The sequence below is a fragment of the Actinoplanes sp. OR16 genome (assembly GCF_004001265.1).
In the GTDB taxonomy this organism is placed as follows: domain Bacteria; phylum Actinomycetota; class Actinomycetes; order Mycobacteriales; family Micromonosporaceae; genus Actinoplanes.
The window spans coordinates 8228390-8250460 of the sequence record NZ_AP019371.1; the positions used below are offsets into that span (position 1 = coordinate 8228390).

Annotated in this window: 12 protein-coding genes and 1 pseudogene; 4 read left to right on the plus strand and 9 right to left on the minus strand. The window is 70.6% G+C overall.

What is annotated here, in order from left to right; genetic code table 11:
• Nucleotides 1–61: 61 nt before the first annotated feature.
• The 3 genes from EP757_RS37950 to EP757_RS37960 all read right to left on the minus strand — a co-directional run bounded on the left by EP757_RS37950 (nucleotide 62) and on the right by EP757_RS37960 (nucleotide 6787).
• Nucleotides 62–1150, minus strand: coding sequence for a lytic polysaccharide monooxygenase (locus EP757_RS37950; RefSeq protein WP_127553159.1), 1089 nt, complete (start codon nucleotides 1148–1150; stop codon nucleotides 62–64).
• Nucleotides 1151–1152: 2 nt separating this feature from the next.
• Nucleotides 1153–4074: a glycoside hydrolase family 48 protein gene (locus EP757_RS37955; RefSeq protein WP_232050219.1), complete on the minus strand. Its 2922-nt coding sequence runs from the start codon at nucleotides 4072–4074 to the stop codon at nucleotides 1153–1155.
• Between the two features lie 67 nt (nucleotides 4075–4141).
• A complete protein-coding gene (locus EP757_RS37960; RefSeq protein ID WP_127553160.1) occupies nucleotides 4142–6787 on the minus strand; it encodes a cellulose binding domain-containing protein in 2646 nt (881 codons plus the stop codon).
• A 341-nt stretch (nucleotides 6788–7128) separates the two neighbouring features.
• On the opposite strand from EP757_RS37960, the gene EP757_RS37965 reads away from it, so the two are divergent.
• The 4 genes from EP757_RS37965 (at nucleotide 7129) to EP757_RS37980 (ending at nucleotide 12187) form a co-directional block, all read left to right on the plus strand.
• Nucleotides 7129–8493 carry a UDP-glucose/GDP-mannose dehydrogenase family protein gene (locus EP757_RS37965; protein WP_127553161.1) on the plus strand — a complete coding sequence of 455 codons (1365 nt, stop codon included), beginning with the start codon at nucleotides 7129–7131 and terminating at the stop codon, nucleotides 8491–8493.
• A 345-nt stretch (nucleotides 8494–8838) separates the two neighbouring features.
• Nucleotides 8839–10206: an ABC transporter substrate-binding protein gene (locus EP757_RS37970; RefSeq protein WP_127553162.1), complete on the plus strand. Its 1368-nt coding sequence runs from the start codon at nucleotides 8839–8841 to the stop codon at nucleotides 10204–10206.
• 137 nt (nucleotides 10207–10343) lie between these two features.
• Nucleotides 10344–11279: a carbohydrate ABC transporter permease gene (locus EP757_RS37975; RefSeq protein WP_197725617.1), complete on the plus strand. Its 936-nt coding sequence runs from the start codon at nucleotides 10344–10346 to the stop codon at nucleotides 11277–11279.
• Nucleotides 11279–12187 carry a carbohydrate ABC transporter permease gene (locus tag EP757_RS37980; RefSeq protein ID WP_127553164.1) on the plus strand — a complete coding sequence of 303 codons (909 nt, stop codon included), beginning with the start codon at nucleotides 11279–11281 and terminating at the stop codon, nucleotides 12185–12187. Before EP757_RS37975 ends, EP757_RS37980 begins: the two co-directional genes overlap by 1 nt.
• A gap of 170 nt (nucleotides 12188–12357) precedes the next feature.
• Here the strand turns inward: EP757_RS37980 and EP757_RS37985 are convergent.
• The 6 genes and pseudogenes from EP757_RS37985 to EP757_RS38010 all read right to left on the minus strand — a co-directional run.
• A pseudogene (locus EP757_RS37985) lies at nucleotides 12358–12873 on the minus strand (NADPH-dependent FMN reductase); the annotation flags it as partial.
• A 21-nt stretch (nucleotides 12874–12894) separates the two neighbouring features.
• On the minus strand, nucleotides 12895–13563 hold the full coding sequence (locus EP757_RS37990; RefSeq protein WP_127553166.1) for an ABC transporter ATP-binding protein: 669 nt from the start codon (nucleotides 13561–13563) through the stop codon (nucleotides 12895–12897).
• Complete coding sequence (locus EP757_RS37995) at nucleotides 13560–14498, minus strand: ABC transporter ATP-binding protein (RefSeq protein WP_127553167.1); 939 nt, start codon at nucleotides 14496–14498, stop codon at nucleotides 13560–13562. The genes EP757_RS37990 and EP757_RS37995 overlap by 4 nt, the downstream gene beginning before the upstream one ends.
• The gene (locus EP757_RS38000; protein ID WP_127553168.1) at nucleotides 14495–17146 is read right to left on the minus strand and encodes an FtsX-like permease family protein; all 2652 of its coding nucleotides are present in this window, start codon (nucleotides 17144–17146) and stop codon (nucleotides 14495–14497) included. Before EP757_RS38000 ends, EP757_RS37995 begins: the two co-directional genes overlap by 4 nt.
• Nucleotides 17143–20076 carry an FtsX-like permease family protein gene (locus EP757_RS38005; RefSeq protein ID WP_127553169.1) on the minus strand — a complete coding sequence of 978 codons (2934 nt, stop codon included), beginning with the start codon at nucleotides 20074–20076 and terminating at the stop codon, nucleotides 17143–17145. The genes EP757_RS38000 and EP757_RS38005 overlap by 4 nt, the downstream gene beginning before the upstream one ends.
• Nucleotides 20077–20167: 91 nt before the next feature.
• Nucleotides 20168–22069, minus strand: a complete 1902-nt coding sequence (locus tag EP757_RS38010; protein WP_162521013.1) for a hypothetical protein — start codon at nucleotides 22067–22069, stop codon at nucleotides 20168–20170.
• Nucleotides 22070–22071 lie beyond the last annotated feature (2 nt).

Here is a 22071-nt window from a genome sequence, read left to right on the forward strand (position 1 = left end):
AGGAACCCCGTACCGCCACCCGGCGGTGCGACAGTCGTCACACCGCCGGGTGACCCGGCTGTCAGCCGGTCGTACAGGTGAGGTTCTGCACCGTCGCCGCGGCCGTTCCGGAGGCGAGGAACCCGAACGTGGTGTGCCCGTTCGCCGGGACACTCGCGTTCCAGCTCTCATTCGTCACGGTCGCCAGCGACCCGCTGGACGTGGCCTTGCCGCTCCACGTCTGCGCGAGGGTCTGGCCGCCCGGGAAGGTCCAGGAGACCTTCCACCCGTTCACCGGCGTCGTGCCGGCGTGCACCATGACCTCGCCCTGGAAACCGCCGGACCAGGCGGACACCACCGAGTACATCGCGGTGCAGCCGCCGGTGCCGGGGTTCGGCGGGTTCGACGTGCTGACCGACGGGGACGGCGACGGCGGGGTGCTGGGCGACGGTGAGGTCGTCCCGCCTCCGCCGACACCGGTGACCTCGCCGTTGCCACCGTCGAAGACCACGTCCGAGCAGCCGTAGAAGGTCTCCTGGCTGTCCGAGCGCGACCACACCGAGTAGACCAGGTGCCGGCCGGTCTTGCCCGAGGGCAGGTTGCCGTTCCAGTAGTAGTGGCCGTCGTCGGTGCCCGGCCCGCCGTTCGCGGGCGGGTTCGTCACCTGGTCGAACGGGGTCGGTTCCAGGTCGCTCCAGGCGAGCGGCTTGGTCGGGTCGTACCCGTCCTTGGTGATGTAGAGCGAGAACGTGCCGGGGTGCTTGGCCCAGTCGTTGTACTTGAACTGGACGTTCGCTCCGGCGGTCAGGTGGGTCAGCGGCCAGTCCGTGCGCGCCAGGTTGAAGCCCGTGAAGTTGTACGGGCCCCCCGTCCCGCCACTGCACAGCTGCCCGTCCGGGAGGAACCCGCTGACCCGGCCGGCGCCGTCCGAGCGGAGCACGGCGAACCAGTTGTAGAGCGAGGTCGTCCCGCTCTGCGCCACCGCCGCGGCACACGCGGCGTTCTTCGGCTCGATCGCGCCGGTCTGCGGGTTACGCCCGTCCTGGTAGCAGAGCCAGGTCCGGCTGCCCGGAACCTGCAGCGCACCGTGGGCCTGTGCCGCCCCCGGAAGCGCGACGACGGCAGCGGCCGCGGCGAACAGAGCCACCGCGAACAGTCTCAACAGCTTCATGATCACCCCTCCGGGAACAGCCGGGCGTAGTCGGCGTAGCCGGTTGCCACGTCGACCTGGGCCCAGAATCGGTGGTAGTTGAACGTCGGCGCCGCGCCGCCGTCCAGGTACGCCTGAACCTTCGGGAAGTCCGGGTCCTGGCGGTAGAAGGAACGGATGTCGAGGAACGAGGCGCCCGGCTTGATCACGTCGCCGTTCGGCATCGTCCCGGTCCAGCCCTGCGGGATGTAGAGGCCCTGGCCGGTGGAGGCGTTGTAGACGTCGTCCATCCGGTTGTAGTCGGCCCGCGTCTCGGTGACCGAGACGCCCTTCGCGTCCTTGTACGCCCAGATCGCGTCCAGCAGGCCCTTCGCGGCGGTCTTGGCCTGCGTGTTGCCGGACTTCGCGGCGTAGTAGGTCAGCAGCTTGGCGAACGAGCCCGCCACGCCCAGGTCCTGGCCCTTGCCGGTGACCGTGACGTGCAGGTTGGTGTTCGCCTGCGGGTTCGACGCGTTCCAGGTGTTCGGCGCGCCGGACCACTCCATCTCTGACGGGATCGAGAAGCTGGTCGCCCCGATGGTGCTGTTCGCGAGCGCCCACGGCACCCACTTGTCGAGCACGGCCTTGGCCTTGGCGTTGCCGGTCACGTAGTAGTACTCGGCGAGCCGCTCCAGCGACCAGGTCTGCATGCCGAACCAGCGGTTCGACGGAGGATCGGCGTAGACCGGGGCTTCGACGTACGCGAGACCGTAGAACGTGGGCGTGCCGGCCGGCCGCGCCGAGTAGTTCCCGTTCCAGCTGTTCGTCGCGCCCCCGGCGATGGCGCCTTCCGAGGATTGCAGCCACTGGTAGAACTCCAGCTGCCGGTCCAGGCTGGCCTGCCAGTCCGCCTTGGCGGTCGGCGACTTCGGCGTGAAGGCGCCGACGTTGGACAGGATGTACGCCGCCATCGGGTTCTGGTACCCGAAGTGGCTGGTGCTGGAGCCGATCCGCCACGCCCAGCCGGCGCTGGTGTCGTACGCGCCGCCCCAGGCGTAGTACCAGGACATCAGGTTGCTCGAGGCGTTCTTGCCGGTGCCCGCGGCGCAGCTGGTCGACGCGCAACCCGGCTGCTTGAAGTACTTGTCGTAGAACGAGTACCGCAGGTAGTCACCCATCTTGGCGGCCTTCGCCACGGCGTCCGAGATCTGCGACGCCTTGCCCTGCTGGGTGGCCCAGGTGTACGCCCAGTACGCCACCTGCACGGCACGCGCGTCGGCGTCCGGGGCGTTGGTGTACTTCCACTGCTTGGCGTACGACGCGTCCTTGGTGAACAGGTCGAGGTAGCCGTTCGGGCCGCCGTGCGCGAACGTGTCGCAGGACGGCTGCGGCACGGTCTCGAACGTCGACTCCTGCGGGCCACGCTGGAACGTGTTGATGTAGACGACCCGGCTGGTCTCGTCGCCGCAGTGGCCGAAGCCGTAGACGTTGTCGACGTCGAGCAGCCAGTGCATGCCGTAGATGTCGTCGGTGCCGTACGCCGCCTTCAGCTCGGCCGCGAGCGGGTCGGTGCCGACCGAGACGCTCGAGTCCAGCTGGGACGGGTACTGCGACGGCAGCGGGTACTCGGCCGCGTACGTCGCCGGCTTCTGCGCGTTGTAGTTGGCGTTCGTCGGCTGGTCGGCGTGCGACGGGATGATGTACTTCTCCATCGTCGCCCAGGCGCTGTTGAACGGCGCCCAGTCACCGCTGGCCTGACCGTGCTCGGCCTCCAGCCACAGCCAGTAGCTGAACGCCTCGCTGGTCGTCTCGTGACCGTGGTCGGGCGCCTCGTTGATCAGCGTCTCGATCGAGTGGTACGGCACGCCCTCCGGGCTGAAGTACCCGTTGGCCGGGTTCTTCAGGTCGTTGTAGAGCTGCGTGAACCGGGCGTCGACCGAGCCCTCCTCGACCACCGAGACGCTGAGCTGCGCCGCGGTGTAGCCGGTGGCCGTCGCCGCGATCGTGGCCGTCGAACCGGCCGTCGCCGAGCCGGACGCCGCGACCGTGACGGCCTGGCCGGTGTTCCAGTTCGACGGCGTGAAGGTGAGCGTCGCCGGCGTCGCGGTGACCGCGGTGGTGCCGGCGCTGCGAGCCACCGCCACGCTGACGTTCGCCGTCGGCGCCGCGCTCAGCGCCAGCTTGAACGAGCCGCTCGCCCCCGGGGAGATCGACAGCGACGTGGCGTCGGCGACGATCGAGGGGGTGGTCGCCGCGTCGACGAAGACCGGCACGTCGGCGGTGCTGCTCTTGACCCCGGCGTTGTCGTACGCGACTGCCTGCAGGTGGTACGCCGCCGACTGGGCGGGCACCCCACTCCAGGTGTACGCGTACGGCGCCGTGGTGTCCGAGCCCAGCAGCAGGCCGTCGTGGTAGAACTCGACCCGGCTGATGGTCTGGCCGCTCGCCGCGGTGGCGTTCGCCGCGATCGGGATCGACGCCGGCGCGGTGTACCGGGTGTTCGCCGCCGGCCCGGTGATCGAGACGGTCGGCACGTTCGCGGTCTGGTTACAGGCGGTGCCGTTCAGCGTGAACGCGGTCGGGACCGGGTTCGCCGTGCCGAACGTGCCGTTGAAGCCGGTGCCCACCGTCGCGTTCGTGGCCAGGCCACCGTTCCACGCGGCGTTGCTCACCGTCACGTGCTGGCCGGTCTGGCTGTAGACGCCGCTCCAGCCCTGACCGGCCTTCTGCCCGGCGTCGGGGAAGTCGAACTCCAGCTTCCAGCTGGTCAGCGGGTCGCCGGTGTTCTTGATCTGGATGTCGCCGGTGAAGCCGCCGGGCCATTGGCTCTGCACCTTGTAGACGACGGTGCAGCCGGCCGCGGCATAGGCCGGTGCACCGGCTGCTAGGACCGCGCCGGCGCCGAGAACGGCGGCGCCGGCGACGGCGAGTCTGCGGCGCAGACTCTCTCCTGGGGGTCTGATCACGGGGATCCTTTCCGCTGCCCCGGCCGGCGCCCGTGTCCGCAGGACCGGACGCCGGCTGAGGGACGGGCTACGGGGTGGTGGAGCAGGTGATCGGGGAAGGGATGGGGTTGGTGGTGCCGGTGGTGCTGCCGAGGAATCCGAATGTCGTGGAAGCCCCGGACGAGAGGACGCCGTTGTAGCCGGCGTTCACGACGGTGACCGCGGTCCCGGACTGGGTGGCGGTGCCGCCCCAGCTCTGGGTGACGGTCTGGCCGCCGGTGTAGGTCCACTTGACGTTCCAGCCGGTCGTCGCCGCCGGACCGGTGTTCTTGACGGTCACCTCGCCCTGGAAGCCGCCGGTCCACTGCCCGGTCACCGTGTAGGTGGCGGCGCAGCCCTCGCTGTTCGAGGTGGAGGGCGACGGGGAGACCGGGACGGACGGCGACGGGGAAGCAGAGGAGGACGACGCCGAAGGCGTGGGTGAGGAGGGGCCGCCGGTGCGGTCGGCGTACAGGATGCCTCTGCCGTTGGTGCCCAGGTAGACACGGCCGTAGACCCGCGGGTCGCCGGCGAGCGCGTCACCGGCGTTGCCGTACTGATGGGCGTCGTCGTTGATGCGCACCCACGCCGCACCACCGTTGTCGGAGCGGAAGACGCCGTCGACGCCGTCCACCGTGCCGACCAGGAACACCGCGGGCCGGGTCGCGCCGGGCGCCGCCTTGCCGAACGCCACGTTGACGCCCTCGCTCACCGTGGCGACCGCGGTGAACGTGCGGCCCGAGTCGGTGGAGCGCAGCAGCCCGGTCTTGCCGGCCAGCCACACTTCGCCGGCCACGCCGGGCAGCGCCTTCAGGTTGACCCGTCCGTCGGCCGGCATCGCGGCGGCCGAGGCCGTGAAGGACGCTCCTCCGTCGGTGCTCAGATAGAACGTGCCTCCGGCGTACCCATAGAAGGTCCTGGGGTTGACCCTGTCCGACTCGACCTCGGCGCCCGCGGGGATCCCGGTCGAGGCGGTCCAGGTGCTGCCGCGCGTGGTCGAGTAGTGCACACCGGCGCCGGCCGGCGACCAGACCACCGCATCGGCGTCCGCGCCCACCGCGACCGAACCGCCTCCGGTGACCCCGGCCGGCTCCTGACCCTGGTACCAGTTCTTGCCGCCGTCGTTGGAGATCCCGATGTGCGGGGCCGCCTCCGCGTTGCCGACCCGGACGAAGAACGACGGGCTGAGCTCGGCGAAGTCGAGGCCGGTGTTGCTGCCCAGCGCCGGGGTGTCGTGGAAGCTCGCCGGCACCGCGTCGAGGTCGGCGTGGTGGAAACCGCCGACGTCGTAGAGGGCGCTGACCAGCGGCGCGCCGGTCGGCGGGCTGGCCAGGTCCTGGACCGCGGTCTCCTCGATGCCCTTGGCGAACGGCTTGATCGTGAACGACGTGTTCGCATCCCAGTTCGTCAGCTGCGTGGTGCCGTAGAGCGTCGCGCCGGTGCCGTAGAACAGCCGGTTCGAATCGAACGGGTCGATCGCCAGGGACTCGTTCATCCAGCCGAGCTTCGGGCTCTCCTCGGGCGCCTGGGCGGTGCTGTTGAAGTCGAGCCACGGGTTCGCCGAGATGTCCATGGTGTAGCGCTTGGTCCGGTTCGGGTAGCTGCCCCAGTCCCAGGCCCGGGTCCAGGTGGCGCCGTAGTCGGTGCTGCGGAAGAAGATCGCGTCCGGCCACCAGGAGATCTGGGTGGCGACCATCAGGGTGCCCGGCTTCTTCGCGTCCACGGTGAGCCCGGAGTAGCCGTAGTAGCGGTCGGCGACCGGGGTGGGCGAGATGTCGGTCCAGACGCCGGTCTCGGTGTCCAGCCGGGCGACCTGGCCGGCGCCGCCGTCGTACGGGCCGCCGGTGTCGCTGGTCGCGATGAACAGGTACCTGCCCTGCACCACGCCCTTGTGCGCGAGGTATCCGGTCGGCTGGCCGGGGATCCGCTCCCAGGTGGCGCCGGCGTCCAGCGACCGGTAGACCGGGTTCTCCTTGTCCGCCACCCCGACGTAGATCCCGGGAGACGCGGGATCGAAGGTCACCCAGGTCAGGCCCTGGTTCTGGCTCTGGTACCCGCTGGTGTCGGACGGGTCCGCGACGTAGTCGCCCGCGTTCGGGAAGTTCGCGACCTCGGCCCAGGTGACGCCGTAGTCGGTGCTGCGCCACAGGCCGTTGCCGCCCTCGGCCGCGAAGTAGACGTTCCGGTTGTTCCGCGGGTCGACGGCCAGCCGCTCCCCCATGCCCCGGCCCGGCATGTTGCCGCCGACCTTGAACGGCAGGGCGGTCTTCTGCCAGGTGGCGCCCTTGTCCGAGGAGCGCAGGATCGCGCCGTTGTTCGGGTCCCAGCTGTTCGTGTACATGCCGGCCGCCGCGTAGACCCGGTCGGTGTCGACCGGGTCGGGCGCGATGCTGAGCACCCCGTTGTGGCCCCAGTCGTCCTGGCCGACCCAGTCGAGCAGGGGGGTCCAGCTCTGGCCGGCCTGGTTCCAGCGGTAGGCGCCGCCGATGTCGGTGCGCGCGTAGATGAGGTTCTGCTCGCCCGGGTTGAAGACGATGCCCGGTACGAAACCACCGCCGTCGATCCGGACGTTCTTCCAGGTGTACGGCTCCGCCGGGGCCGCACCGGCAGCCCGGGGGCCGGCCACCACGACGGCGACCGCTGTTGCCACGAGCGCGAGGGCAACGGCCACCGCGCCGCCGGGGGACCTTCGCATCTGACACCCTTCATTGACGGACTTTGATGTGGGAGCGCTCCCAGAAGCGTGGGACTTCGTCATCGCCGTGTCAAGAGCCGGAAACCTCGCGTTGACATGCTGCGAAACGGGGCAATCACTCTGAGCGATCGCCACGGCTGGGGACGCGTTTCCGCCGATCCGGGTCGCACGATCGGCCGGATGTTCCGCGCATAGATGGACAAATCGCCGGGAATTCGGCTGTGTATCATTCGGCGGAACACGCAGCCCGGCGCCACCCCAGACGCCGGGCACCGTGAAGGCGGGCCGCAACCCGGGTACGTGGCGTAACCGCGGGCCGGCGTCGCGGCGGAGGAGATCGCATGAAGGTTTGTGTTGTCGGTACCGGCTACGTCGGCTTGACCACCGGGGTGAGTCTCGCCTTCCTGGGCCACGAGGTGACCTGTGTCGACCTCGACCAGGCGAAGGTCGACATGCTGTCCGCCGGCCGCTGCCCGATCTACGAGCCCGGCATGGAGGACCTCCTCGCCGAGGCCGCGCCGAACCTGACCTTCACCACCTCCTACGCGGACGCCGTTCCCGGCGCCGACGTGGTGTTCGTGGCGGTGCAGACCCCGTCGGCCGCCGACGGCAGCCCCGACCTGCGTTACCTGCGCAGCGCCGCGGAGAGCGTCGCCCAGGCGCTCGACCACGACTTCACCGTCGTGGTGAACAAGTCGACGGTGCCGATCGGCAGCGGCAACTGGGTCGACGCGATCCTGCGTGACTCCTTCGAGGGCCGTGCCGACCGCCCGGGCGGCGTGGAGTTCGCCGTCGCCTCGAACCCGGAGTTCCTGCGCGAGGGCAACGCCATCGCCGACACCCTCTATCCGGACCGGATCGTCATCGGCTCGGACAACCCGCGCAGCCTCGAGGTCCTCAACCGCCTCTACCGGCCGATCATCAACCAGACCTTCACGCCGCCGACGTTCCTGACCCGGCCCGAGGACGTCAACGCGGTGCCGCTGGTCTCGACCGACCTCGCCTCGGCCGAGCTGATCAAGTACGCGGCCAACGCGTTCCTGGCCCTGAAGATCAGCTACGCGAACGAGATCGGCCAGCTCGCCGCGAAGGTCGGCGCCGACATCACCGAGGTCGCCCGCGGCATGGGCCTCGACCAGCGGATCGGCTCCCGGTTCCTGCAGCCCGGCGTCGGCTGGGGCGGCTCCTGCTTCGGCAAGGACACCAAGGCCCTGATCGCGACCGCCTCGGAGTACAACCTCGAGATGCCGATCGTGAAGGCGGCCCGGGACGTCAACCAGCGGCAGCGCGCCATCGCCGTGGAGCGCCTCCAGGACGAGCTGCGCATCCTCAAGGGCCGCAAGATCGGCCTGCTCGGCCTGGCGTTCAAGCCGAACACCGACGACCTGCGCGACGCCCCGGCCCTCGACATCGCGAACTCGCTGATCGCCCGGGGCGCCCGGGTGAAGCTGCACGACCCGGTCGCCACCGACCGGTTCCGGATCGAGCAGCCGGAGCTCGCGCCCTACCTGACCCAGAGCATCGACGAATTGTTCGCCGACTGTGACGCCGTCGTGCTTGTCACCGAGTGGGCGCAGTACCTCGAGCTCGACTGGTCGAAATTCGTCGGGCTGATGCGTACGCCCATCGTCCTGGACGGCCGGCACGTGCTCGACGCCGAGCGGATGCGGCGAATTGGTTACAAGTACCTCGCCGTCGCCGGCTGACCCGCACTCAACCGCAGACCGCCGTGGCACCCGAGAGGGCGCCGCGGCGGTTCGCATTTGCGGCTTAAGAGCGTTCCGACGGACCTCAGCAAAACCGACTCATCGCCGGTTTACTGGTGGAAAAATCAGGGTAAGGCCGGATAAAGGAACCGTCCTCAACTAGGCTCTTCCGCCAATCTCCTTAACCGGTTAAGGTGCCAGGGTGTCGCAGCGATATCGTTACCGACTCGATCACGACGAAATCATTGCGCAACTTGCTGGTTACCTCTTGACTGTTGGTCAAGAAGCGCTTCGGACGGCGGCGTCAGCATGACGCCGGAGGCGCTATATGACATAGGGAGCGGTATGTTCGGTCAACGTGGGAGTTCGCGATCCCGGGTCGCGCTCGCCGGTGCCCTCAGCGTCGGTCTGGCGTTCAGCCTGACCGCCTGCGGCGACAGCGACGATTCCGAGAGCGGTACCACCGACAGTTCGGCAGCAGCGATCGACTGCTCGCCGTACACGGCGTTCGGCGACATCAAGGGTAAGACGGTCACGATCTACACGGGCATCGTGACCCCGGAGGACACCCCGCACAAGGAGTCCTACAAGCCCTTCGAGCAGTGCACCGGCGCCACCATCAAGTACGAGGGCGACAAGGCCTTCGAGACCCAGGTCCTGGTTCGCGCCAAGGCCGGCAACCCGCCGGACCTCGCGTTCGTGCCGCAGCCGGGTCTGCTCCAGCAGCTCGTCGCGACCGGCAAGGCGGTCGAGGCTCCGGCCGAGACCTCCGCCAACGTCGACAAGTGGTTCGGCGAGGACTGGAAGGCGTACGGCACGGTCGACGGCAAGTTCTACGCCGCGCCGCTGGGCGCCAACGTGAAGTCGCTCGTGTGGTACTCGCCGCAGGAGTTCAAGGACAAGGGCTACACCGTCCCCACCACCCTGGCGGACCTGCAGACCCTGACCGACAAGATCGTCACGGACGGCGGCAAGCCGTGGTGTGCCGGCATCAGCTCCGGTGAGGCCACCGGCTGGCCGGTCACCGACTGGGTCGAGGACTTCGTGCTCCGCACCGCGGGCCCCGAGGTCTACGACCAGTGGGTCAAGCACGAGATCCCCTTCAACGACCCGAAGATCGCCACGGCGTTCGACGCGGCCGGCAACTACCTGAAGAACGACAAGTACGTCAACGGCGGTCTCGGCGACGTCAAGAGCATCGCCAGCACCACCTTCCAGGACGCGGGTCTCCCGATCCTGGACGGCCAGTGCTCCCTGCACCGCCAGGCGAGCTTCTACGCCGCGAACTTCCCCGCGGACACGAAGATCGCTGAGGACGGCGACATCTACGCCTTCTACCTCCCGGGTCAGGACGCCTCCTCGAAGCCGGTTCTCGGCGGTGGCGAGTTCGTCCTGGCGTTCGCGGACCGTCCGGAGGTCAAGGCCTTCCAGACGTACCTGTCGAGCGACACCTGGGCGAACACCAAGGCGAAGCTCTCCTCGGGCTGGGTCAGCGCCAACAAGGGCCTCGACCCGAACAACCTGAAGAACCCGATCGACAAGCTGTCGGCGACCATCCTGCTCGACCCGAACGCGACCTTCCGCTTCGACGGCTCGGACATGATGCCCGCCGCGGTCGGCTCGAACGCGTTCTGGAAGCAGGCGACCAACTGGATCACCGGCCAGGACACCAAGACGACGGTGGACAACATCGAGAAGGCTTGGCCGCAGTAATGGGCTGACGCACCACCAGGGCCGGTCGGGTCTCCCCCGACCGGCCCTACCAGTCTCTTTTATCGGTTAAAGCCGCCCAGGGAGGAACGGGCAGAGTGTTCACCACCGCCTCCACCACCGCCGACAAGCTGTTGCAGATGTTCGCGGCGATCCTGCTGTTCGCCGCCGTCGTCGGGGTGATCCTGTTCATTGCCGGTCGTTTCACCGGCAAACGCGACAAGTTCGTCGCGTACCTCTACCTGGCCCCCGTCGTGCTGATGCTCAGCGTGGGCCTCCTCTACCCCGGTCTTCGCACCATCTACGAGTCGTTCTTCAACGCCGCAGGTGATGCGTTCATCGGGATCGACAACTACAAGACCATCTTCACCGACTCGGAGCAGCTCGTCGTGCTCCGGAACACGGCGTTCTGGGTTCTCCTGACGCCGTTCGTGGCGACCGGCGTGGGCCTGCTCTACGCCATCCTGGTCGACAAGGCGCGGATGGAGTCGTTCGCCAAGGCACTGATCTTCCTGCCCATGTCGATCTCCTTCGTCGCCGCGTCGGTGATCTGGAAGTTCATGTACGAGTACCGCCCCGACCAGGGCAACGTGAAGCAGATCGGCCTGGTCAACCAGGTCATCGTCTGGCTCGGCGGCAAGCCGGTCCAGCTGCTGATCGACTCGCCGCTGAACACCTTCCTGCTCATCATCGTGATGATCTGGGTCCAGGCCGGCTTCGCGATGACCGTGCTGTCGGCCGCGATCAAGGCGATCCCGGACGACATCGTCGAGGCCGCCCGCCTCGACGGCGTCACCCCGTGGGGCATGTTCCGCTTCGTGACGCTGCCGGCGATCCGCCCGGCGGTGGTGGTCGTGCTGACCACCATCGCGATCGCCACGCTCAAGGTCTTCGACATCGTGCAGACGATGACCGGCGGCCGCTTCGACACGAGCGTGATCGCCAACGAGTTCTACAGCCAGAGCTTCCGCAGCGCCAACCAGGGTCTCGGCGCCGCTCTCGCGGTCGTGCTGTTCGTCCTCGTGATCCCGATCGTCGTCTACAACATCCGGCAGCTTCGCCGTTCGGAGGCGTGATGACCACCGTCACCCCAATCACCACCACGCCATCGGTCACCCCGGAGAAGGTCTCCGCGGCGGCGACGGCGAAGAAGAAGCTCACCTCGCCGTGGGCGTCGCTCATCGCGCTGGTCATCGCGGTGCTGTGGACGCTTCCCACGTTCGGTCTGCTGGTCTCCTCGTTCCGGCCGGAGCGGGCGATCAAGACGACCGGCTGGTGGACGTTCTTCACCGACCCGAAGGTGACGTTCGAGAACTACCAGGCGGTCTTCGACCCGGACGGCATCAACCTGGCGAACTTCTTCCTGAACACGATCGTCATCACGCTGCCGTCGGTGATCATCCCGCTCTGCCTGGCGTCGCTCGCGGCGTACGCGTTCGCATGGATGAACTTCCCGGGCAAGAACTTCCTGTTCATCGCGATCTTCGCCCTGCAGATCGTGCCGCTGCAGGTCACCCTGATCCCGCTGCTGACGCTCTACGTCGACATGGGCATCGCGAACACCTTCTGGACGCTCTGGCTGTCCCACTCGGCGTTCGCCCTGCCCCTGGCGATCTACATCCTGCACAACTTCATCAAGGAGGTGCCGTCCAGCCTCATCGAGGCGGCACGCATGGACGGCGCCGGCCACGTGGCGATCTTCTTCCGGGTGCTGCTGCCACTGCTCACCCCCGCCCTGGCCGCCTTCGGCATCTTCCAGTTCCTCTGGGTCTGGAACGACCTGCTGATCTCGCTCACGTTCGCCGGCGCACCGGAGATCTCCCCGATCACCGTCCAGCTGTCGAACCTGAGCGGCACCCGGGGCACGGCGTGGCACCTGCTCTCCGCGGGCGCCTTCGTCTCGATCCTCGTCCCGGTGACGGTGTTCCTGCTGCTCCAGCGCTACTTCGTGCGAGGCCTCCTGGCCGGTAGCGTCAAGGGCTGACGTCCAGTTCCACCCGAAGGCCGCGCCACCCGCTCGGGGGCGCGGCCTTCGCCTTTCCCACCCTTCCTTCCTCGGTACGCCGAAAGCCCTGCTCTGCCTGCACCTAGCGGCATCAGCGGGTCACCGGCCGGCGGCCGACGCCGCGCGAACCGGCGACGGCCGTACCCGGCTCAGCTCGTGAAGGGACGCTCGTGGCGGGCCGTGCGCAGCAGGCTCGCCCACCAGGTGAGTTCGCTCAGCGCCGCGTCGAAGGCGGCGTCGACGTCCGGCGGCGCGGTGTAGCCGGCCGGGCCGAGGTCGTTCCACGGCTGGCGCAGGCCGATGACCCGGCGGGTGGTCACCATGTGCAGCTCGGCGAGGACACCGCGCAGGTGCTCGGTCGCGAGCAGGCCACCCTGAACACCGTAGGACACCACGGTGGCCGGCTTGAACATCCACTCCCGGTAGTGCCAGTCGATGAGGCGCTTCAGGCCGGCCGGGTAGCTGTGGTCGTACTCCGGGGTGACGAGCACGAAAGCATCGGCCGCGTCGATCCGGGCGGCGACCGGTGAGCCGGAGCTCCCGCCGGGGCGCAGTCCGGCGTCGTCGGGAAGCGCGCAGTCGGCGCAGTCGATCAGGTCCAGCTCCGCGCTGTCGCCGGCGGCCGCCCGGAACGCCGCCCACTCGCTGATCGCACGGCCCATCCGCTGGTTTCGGGTGAGCTGTGATCAGGACAGGCGGCCGTCCCGGAGGGTGATGATGCGGTCGGCCCGGTCCATCAGGGCCGGGTCGTGGGTGGCCACCAGGGCGGTCATGCCGCGGGCGTCGACGACCGCGCGCAGCAGGTCCATGATGGCGCGGCCGGTGTCCGAGTCGAGCTGGCCGGTGGGTTCGTCGGCGATCAGCAGTTCCGGGTCGTTGGCGAGGGCACGGGCGACCGCGACGCGCTGCTGCTGGCCGCCGGAGAGCTCACCGGGGCGCTGGGCGGCCTGCCCGCCGAGGCCGACGAGTTCGAGCAGCACCGACACCCGCTCGTCGCGTTCCGCGGGGCGGCGCCTGGTCAGGCGCATCGGGACGCTGACGTTCTCGGCGGCGGTCAGGATCGGGATCAGGCCGAACGACTGGAAGACGAAGCCGATCACGTCCCGGCGCAGCTCCAGCAGCTCCTGCTCGCCGGCGCCGGTGACCGGGCGGCCGGCCACCGTGATGGTTCCGGTGGTCGGGCGGTCGAGGCCGCCGATCAGGTTGAGCAGGGTGGTCTTGCCGGCGCCGGAACGCCCGCGCACCGCGACCAGCTCACCCTTCGCCACCGCGAACGACACGTCCCGCAGGGCGTGCACGGTCCGGTCCCCGGAGCCGAACTCGCGCCCGAGCCCGGAAACGTCGACGACGCTCATCGCTGATCCCCCGCGTGGTCGGGACGGACCTCGACGTGGTCCGGCTCCAGGTTCAGGCGTACGCGATCACGCAGGCTCAAGGCCTCGACGAACGCGGCGGGCAGTTGCAGGCGGCCGGCTCGGTCGAGCACCGCGTACTCCTCGCTGACGTGCTCCTCGGTGCCGTCGGCGGCGATCCGCGCGGAGCGCCGTACCTCGGAGGCGGTCTTGCCGTCCCGGATCGCGACGGCCCGGCGTACCTGCCCGGCGACGTTCATGTCGTGGGTGACCACCACGACGGTGACGCCCAGTTCGGCGTTGACGGTCCGCAGCGCCCCGAACACCTCTTCGGCGGTGGCCTCGTCGAGTTCGCCGGTGGGCTCGTCGGCGAAGAGGACCTCGGGATCGTTCGCCAGGGCCACCGCGACGGCGCATCGCTGCTGCTCGCCGCCGCTCATCTGCTCCGGCCGGTTCCCGGCCCGATGCGACAGCCCGACCATCTCCAGCAGTTCCCCTGCTCGCTGCCGCTGTCTCGCACCGGCCAGTCTCATCGGCAGTTCGACGTTCTCCCGAGCGCTGAGGTACGGCAGAAGGTTCCGTGCGGTCTGCTGCCACACGAAGCCGACGATCTTCCGCCGGTATTCGAGGCGTTTGCGGGCGTTCATGCCGAGCAGGTCGTACCCGGCCACCCGCGCCACTCCGGCGGTGGGTTCGTCGAGCCCGGAGAGGATGTTGAGCATGGTGGACTTGCCCGAGCCGGACGCGCCCACGACGGCGAGCAGTTCTCCCCGGTCGACCACGAGGTCAAGACCTTGAAGAGCGACGACCTCGACCCCTTCGGTACGGAAGATCCGCACGAGACCGTCGCAGACGATGTGCCCGCTGAGCCGGTCCGCGCCGCCGGCCCGGGCCGCTGCTCGTTCGGAAGCACGAAGCTCCAGGTCGGCCAAGCTCATGACTGCTCCTCTCCGAGCCGCAGCACCGTGCCGAGGCGCAGGCGGCGGTTGGCGACGTCCTCGACCACGAGGGCGGCGATCACTGCGGCGACCGTGACGGCCAGAACCCCGGCGGCGAGCCACGGGTCGGCGCTGATGTCGGCGGGCACCCCGGCGGTGAAGTCGCCGAGGCCGAGCGCCGGGGCGATCAGGGCGGGCAGGGCGGCCCCGGTGAGGGCGCCGGCCAGGACGGCGACGCCGAGCAGCGGGACGAGTTCGAACACGAGCAGGCGGCGGCCCTGCCCGGTGGACAGTCCCAGGGTGCGCAGGCGGGACAGGGTACGGCCGCGGGCGGGCGCCCCGGCCAGGACGGTGAGCGCCACGGCGAGCAGGGCGAGCGCCGCCGCCGATGCCAGTCCCGCGACGAAGGTGAAGCTCAGCACCCCGTCGACGCCGCGTTCGTCGAGGCTCTTCCGGTAGGCCTCGCGCGTCGTGACGGTCGCCGGCATGTTCAGCTCGAAGGTGTCGACGTCCCGGCCGGTGGCCTTCAGCGTCTGCGCCCGCTGCCCCTCGTCGGCGACGTCACGCACGGCAGAGGTATCCCAGCCGCCGCCGTCGATCAGGATCCGGTTCGGGACCAGCGGCTGGAAGTCCGGGACCGGCATGGCCTGGCTGGGCAGCACGATGAACTCGCGGACCGCGGTGCTGAGCCCGGGCACGGTGTCCTGCACGGCGGCGACCCGGAAGTCGTACCGGCGGCCCTGGATGTCGACCTTCCCGCCGGCGCCGGCCCGCTGGGCCAGCCGGGGCGAGACGATGGCCGGCACGACGTCCGACCGCGGCGCGGACGTGAAGCCGTCCGGCAGATCCAGTCCGGAGGCCGGGTCGACCACCATGGCCTGGACCTGGGCGATCAGCGTGCTCCCGGCCGGACGCACCTCGGCCGCCGACACGAGCAGCAGCGGGGTCGCCGTGTCGACGCCGTCCAGCGCGGCGATCTTCGCAGGCGTGTCGACGGCGAACGAGAAGCCGGTGACCACCGCGTCCGCCGGGACGGCCAGGTCGGCGGCCCGGTCCCGGCCGTGCCCCACGGTGGTGGCCACGGTTCCGGCGAAGATGCCGGTCGCGATCGCCACGACCAGCACGCTGAGCGGCCACGACCGCAGCGGCGCTCCCCGGCCGGCGCCGGCCAGGCCGAGGAAGGCGACGGCGCCGCGGGCCCGGGCGGCGAGCCGGCCGGCCGCCCGCAACGGGTACGGGACCAGCCGCAGGGCGATCAGCGAAGCGGCGACGGCGAGCAGGACGGGCACGGTGACCAGGTACGGGTCGACGCCCGCCCCCGAGTCGATGCCCCGCTGCCGGACCAGGTAGGCGCCACCGGCCGCCAGCGCGACCAGGAACACCTCGAACGTGATCCGGCGCGGCGACGGACGGCCGGCGGCCAGGTCCTGCCGATGCCCGGTGAAGTCGGGGCGGCGTGCCCCCGCGGCGGCGAGCACCGCCGGGGCCAGCAGCCCGAGCAGTGCGAACCCGGCGGTGAGCAGCTGCTCCCCGGTGTCGGGGCGGCCCGGGACCAGGGTGCCGGCCAGCCAGCCGATCAGGGCGGCGGGCAGCACCACGATCAGCGTCTCGGCGACGGTACGGCCGGCGATCGCGGCGACCGAGCCACCGCGGGCGCGGATCAGGGCGTACTCGTTGCGGCGCCGGTCGGCGGCGAGCCGGGCGGCCAGCAGGATGAGCCCGGCCATCGTCGCGAGGATGCCGGTCCGGACCACGGCGAGGACAGCCTGCACCGAGCGCAGCCGCGCGTCGAACTCGGCGAGCGTGGTGTCGACGCCGCTCTGCAGGGCGGTGTTCTCCGGCGGGTGCCGGCGCGCGTCGGCCACCGCCGTGGTGAGCGCGGTGACCTGGTCGGCGGTGAGCCGCTGCTCGTCGATCCGGAACCGCCAGGTCTGGTTCAGCTCCTTGGCGTCGGCCCGGGCCCGCTCGATCCCGGCGGCGTCGGTGAGCAGGGTGGCGCGGTAGCGGGTGTCCTCGTCCGCCGACGGGCAGGCGACCCGGGCCAGGCGCATGTCGTCCCAGAACGGCGATGCCGGGTCGACGGGGTCGTAACGGCCCACCACCCGTACCGTGGCCTCGCCGGACCGGGTGTTGACGGTGACCCGGTCGCCCACCTTCAGCCCGAGGGCCTTCGCCTCGTCGGTGCCGACGATCGCCTCGGCGGCCGTCCGGGTCGACCGCGGGAGGCGGCCTTCGACGATCCGGGTCGTCTCGCCGTCGTTCAGGCCCACCTGCCGGCGGATGCCCACGAGCGTCGGGCAGGCCCGCAGGTACACGCCCGCGACCTCGGCGTTCCCCGGTGCGACCTGGTCGGCGAACCAGCCGTCCCGGATCAGCCCGGGAAGCGGCGCGGGCAGACCCGAGCGGATCTCGGAGAGCAGCAGGCTCCGGTCCGGGCCGCCGAACGGCTGCGGCTCCAGGTCGGGGACCCATCGCAAGGTGAGGTCGCGCGAGCTGTACGCCAGCTTCGCGACGTCGGCCCGCAGGCCCTCGTCGGTGGCGCCGTTCGCGAGGCGGCCCGGCCCCGACGCGAGGAACGCAGCGAGCGCGACGAGTGCTGCGAGCAGGGCCAGCTGGCCGGCGAACGCCCGTACCCGGCGAAGGATCATCGATCTGCCCCCAAGCGCAACCGCGCCGCCGGAAGCCTGCGTGCCGCCGAGGCCGCGGTGATCGCGCTCAGCGCCAGCGCGATCGCGACCAGGAGCGCGACGCTGCCCGTGGTGGCGAGCCAGGCGACGTCGAGGACCGGCACCGGAACCGGGCGGACCGCCGTCGGCGTCAGGATCAGCAGCGGCGCCATCGCGCCCGCCACCAGCAGGCCGACGCCGAGACCGGTCAGTGCGCCGACGCCCGCGAGGAACGCCTGCTCGATCACGAGCGACCGGGCCAGCAGGCGCGGACCGGCGCCGAGCGTGTGCAGGATGGCCAGCTCACCGGCCCGGCGGGCGGCGGTCGCCCGGGAATCGGCGGCGATGCCGGCGGCAGCGAGCAGCACCGCGCCGAACGCCGCGAGGAACAGCGCCACCCGCGCGCCCGCGCCGAACGGGTCCTCGGCCGCCGATCGTGCCAGCTCACGCCGGTCGAGGATCTCGGCCCCGGTGAGGTTCTCCGTGCCGCCCGGATCACCGCTGATCCACCACTCGGACGTGCGCGGCGCGATGCCGTAGGCGGTGAACAGGGCCGCGTCGAGCGCCGGGCGGTCGGCCAGGATCGCCGCTCCGCCGCTGGTCCCGGGCACGCGATTGATCACCGCGACCACCTGGATCGGCACGCTCGCGCCGCTCACCGTCATGAACGCCGGCTGGCCGGGCCGGACGTTGAGCTCGGTGTACGCGTGCTGGGTCACCGCGACCGGCACCGGTTCCCGCAGGAGCGCCGGGGTCACCGCGAAGGCGCCGCCCACCCGCAGGGTCCCGTCCTCGCCGGCGCTCCGGCTGGTGCCGCCGCGGGTGATCGCGGTCCACTCGCCGTCCTGGCCGGTGATCCGCCAGCTGACCTCGGCGTCCTGCGGACCTTGGACGAGGAAGCCGACCAGGCCGGTTCGCTGCGCCGTGATGGTGATCGGCCGACCGTCAGTGCTCACTCCAAGATCCAGGCGGCTGCCGTCCTTGAGGACGGCGAACGTCCGCACGGGACCGCCGGTTGTCGCGATCGCACCGGGGCGGAGGGCTCTTTCGGATATTTCTGATTTATGGGTACGGGTCATCGCGTCCAGAAGTGCCCGTGGCGGGCCGCCGGTCGCGTCCTCCCGGGCCAGCATCACCGACCTGGCCGCGGCCGTGTCGATGGCGATCAGCTCGGCCGGATCGCTGCCGGCGGTCAGCGGGATCGACTCCCGCCACGCCGGTACCACCTCGCGGGCGCCCGGCAGCGCCCTGAGCTGCTGCTCGCGGCCGTCCGGGGCGGCACCGCCCGCCTCGACGACCCGCATGTCCGCGCCGACCCGCTGCTCGGCCTGGTCGTCGATGGAACCCTCGGTGGTTCCGGCGAGCGACCACGAGACGGTCGCGGCGGCCACCGCGAGCGCCAGCATCACCATCGGGCCGGCGTGCGCGCGGCGACCGGCCTGCCAGGTGCCGAGCAGTCCGGACCGGCTCACCCCGCGGCCGAGCCGTCCCGCCACGAACCGGGCGATCGGCGGCAGCAGCCGCACCGCGAGGACCGCGCCGGTCAGCACGCCGAGCGTCGGGGCGGCGGCGAGCAGCGGATCCACGCCGCCGAAGCCCGCGCTCACCGGCGACGAGTACTGCCTCAGCTGCAGCCAGCCGAGCACCGCCAGCGCCACCACGACGACGTCGAGGCCGGCCTTGCGGAACATCGACAGGCGGGCCCGGCCGGCGGTCTCGGCGATGTACGTGCCGGCCTTGCGCAGCGCCGGGACGGTCAGGGCCAGCACGCCGCCCGCCGCCGCCACCGCGGCGATCAGCCACACCTGGCCGGTCAGCCGGGGCTCCAGCGTGGTGCCGGGGATCGGGATCCCGCCGACCAGCAGCACTGCCAGCGGCGGCGCGATCAGGGCGGCCGGGAGGACGAGCACGAACGCCTCGGCCGCCGCGAATCCAGCCAGCTGCCGGCGTGAGGCGCCCCGGGCACGCAGCAGGGCGGTCTCCGGGCGGCGGGCCTCGCCGAGCAGCAGCGCCACCAGCGTGAGCGCGTACCCGCCGAGGACGGCCAGCAGGAGCACCGGCGTGACCAGGGCGGATCGGCGTACCAGGTCGGCGCGGTCCAGTCGCTCGGCGAGAGTGGGCAGGCCCGTCGTGATGGTGGCGGAGGCACCCAGTCCGGTCTCCTCCGGCAGCCGGGCGCTGACGGCGGCGGCCTCTCCGGCGGTACGGGCCACGAGCTCCCTGGTCGCGCCGGTGAGGTCGGGCCGGGCCAGCCAGCCCGCCGAGGCGCCCTGCCCGAAGTCGCTGCCGAAAGCCTCAGCGGTCACCACGATCGGGCCGTGGGTCGAGGTCTGCGGCAGGCGGCCGGCCTCGACGTCCGGCAGCAGCAGCCAGAACGGGTCGGCCCGATCCTCCGGGCGCCAGACGCCGGACACCTCGACCGGCAGGATCCGGTCGGTGCGGCGGTCCACCAGTCGCAGCGTGTCGCCGGCCGTCACACCCAGCAGCCGGGCCACCGGCTCGGCCAGGGCCGCCCGCCTGCCGGTCGGCCACTCCCCCGCTGTCAGCTCGGCATGCCGCTGGAGGTCGCCGACAGCGACGACGTCGGCGTAGACGATGCCGTTCGCGTCCGGGGTCGCGCCCGCGCCGGGGTCGGCGATCGCCCAGCCCGAGGCGTAGGAGGCGCTGCTCACCGCCGCCGTGCCGTACGCCTTGCGGACCGCCTCGTCGCGTCCCTCGGCGGCGGCGCCGCGGATCAGCACGGAACGCTCGGCCGGGTCCGCCGACTCGACCGCCGCGTGCACTCCCGCCTCGGCGGCGGCGCCCGCGTACGCGGTCAGGCCGGCCAGCAGCAGCGCGGCGATGAACATGACGGCCGCGCCGGCGGCCAGCAGGCCTTTGGCGGCGGCGGCGCGCCGGACGATCAGCGCCATGGGCAACCGGGGTCGAGCATGGTGACGGATCTTGCCATATGGGAAGGGGCCGGTGTGTCCCACCGGCCCCTTGTGATCTTCTACCTACCCCTTACGGCTGGCTGCGGGGACTCTCCGGGGCCAGCGTGTCGATGAACTCGTGCGGGTCGTGCACCTCGGTGGTGCGCCGGGCCTGGTCGGCCTCCGCCTTCAACGTGCTCGCCACGCCCGCGGCGTCGACGCCCGGAATCCCGGACACCGTGACGTACGCCTTCTCGGCGAGCGCGTAGGCGGCCCGGTACTCGTGCGCCCCGAAAGCCTTGGAGGCGAGTCCGAGCAGGGCGTCCGCCGTACGCAGAGCGCCCTTGCCCTTGCCCTGCGGAACCGTGCCGGCGAGCCTGTTCGCGGCCTCCCAGTAGGCGGCGGTCAGGAACCGGTCGCTGTTGTCCCTGTCGAACTGGCTGAAGTCCCAGTTCACGTCGATGTAGCTCATCATCGAGTTGTTCTCGTCGCCGGCGTTGACGAAGTAGAACTCGCCGCCCGGGCCGTAGTCGACGCCCGTCGTGCTGTCGTAGCCGTCGTGCGGGTGGCTCATGCCCAGGTGGTGACCCACCTCGTGGATCTGCGTGGTGGTCAGCCCGTAGCCGCTCTCCACCACCTCCGGGGAGATGAACGAGAACACGTACGACTGCGTGCCCGTGGTGTAGTCGTCATCGGCGAACCCGAGCGCCGGCACCCCGACACCCTCGGCGACCGCGTAGTTGAACATCGGGATCTCGTAGTCGACCTCGCCCTCGTCGTCGAGCGCCCGGTCCAGGTTCTCCCGGTTGTAGAGGTAGAGGTTCGCGAACGCCGGATAGCCGCTGCCCGGGTAGCAGGACACGTCCTCGAGCAGACCGAGGTAGCACTCCTCGGCGCGGGCGTCGTACGGCAGATCCTGCGAGTCGTAGCTCAGCTTGTTGCGCCAGCGCAGCTCGGCCAGTTCCGCCTTGAGCAGGCTCGGCGTCACGTACTGCTCGCTCGCGTCGACACCCGGCCAGCCCTCGTACGTGTTGTCGTCGAGGTTCAGCGACTTGGGCGGCTCGGCCGTCGGCAGCTCGACCGGGTAGAGCGGCGACGTCGTGAAGAGCAGGTTCAGCGCCACGTACCGGGTGATCTTGCCGAGGTCGCCGGCCAGCGCCGCCGGGCTGCGGAACCCGTTCGCCGCGTACTCCCAGGTCGGCGGCATCCGGTAGTCGACCACGCCGTCGCCGTCGAGATCCGGGTTGTCGACGTCGTAGTTGCTGGTCCACGACTCCGGACCGGCCGACAGATCGTGGAACCAGACCCGCCGGGTCGCGCCCAGACCGGTCTCCTCGTCGTCCGCCGTCGTGCCACCCCAGGCGATCACCTTGCGAGAGTCACGATTCGCGCCGAAGTCGTAGCCGGTGTCCGGGTCGGGCTCGCCGGTCTTCGTGTAGACGTGGTGCTTGAAGTCGGACCGCCCGTACCAGTTGATGAAGTAGACCGTGTTGCGCCGGGTGTCGACGCCCCTCGGCGGGTTGAAGGCCAGCCACTTCTCCACACTGGGCGCGTCGATGAAATTGTTGTCCGCGATGTCCAGCACGTTCCCGGCCTGATCGTTGTAGGCCTGCTGGTAGGCGGTGAGCGCGGCGGGCTTGGCGAGGCTGCTCAGCTTGCCGAAGAATCGGTTCTCGTACGACGTGTCGGTGTAGCTGAGCCGGTAGTCGTATTTGTAGGTGATGCCGAGCTTCTCGGTCACCCCGTACGGCAGTCGTGACCGCACCACCGGCTCAGAGGACGGCGCCAACTCGGCGAGGAAGTCGCTCTTGGCGACCTGCGACGGCTCGTAACCGACGAAGACCACGTTGACCGGCACCTTCTCGACCAGGCGTGGCTGCCCGCCCGGCTTCAGGTAGGTCAGGCTGGCCTTCGCATGCGCGCCGGCGGGTCCCGCCGAGGCCGCGACGAGAGCCGCGACGAGAGCTATCACGAACGGGCTTCTCCTTCTCATGT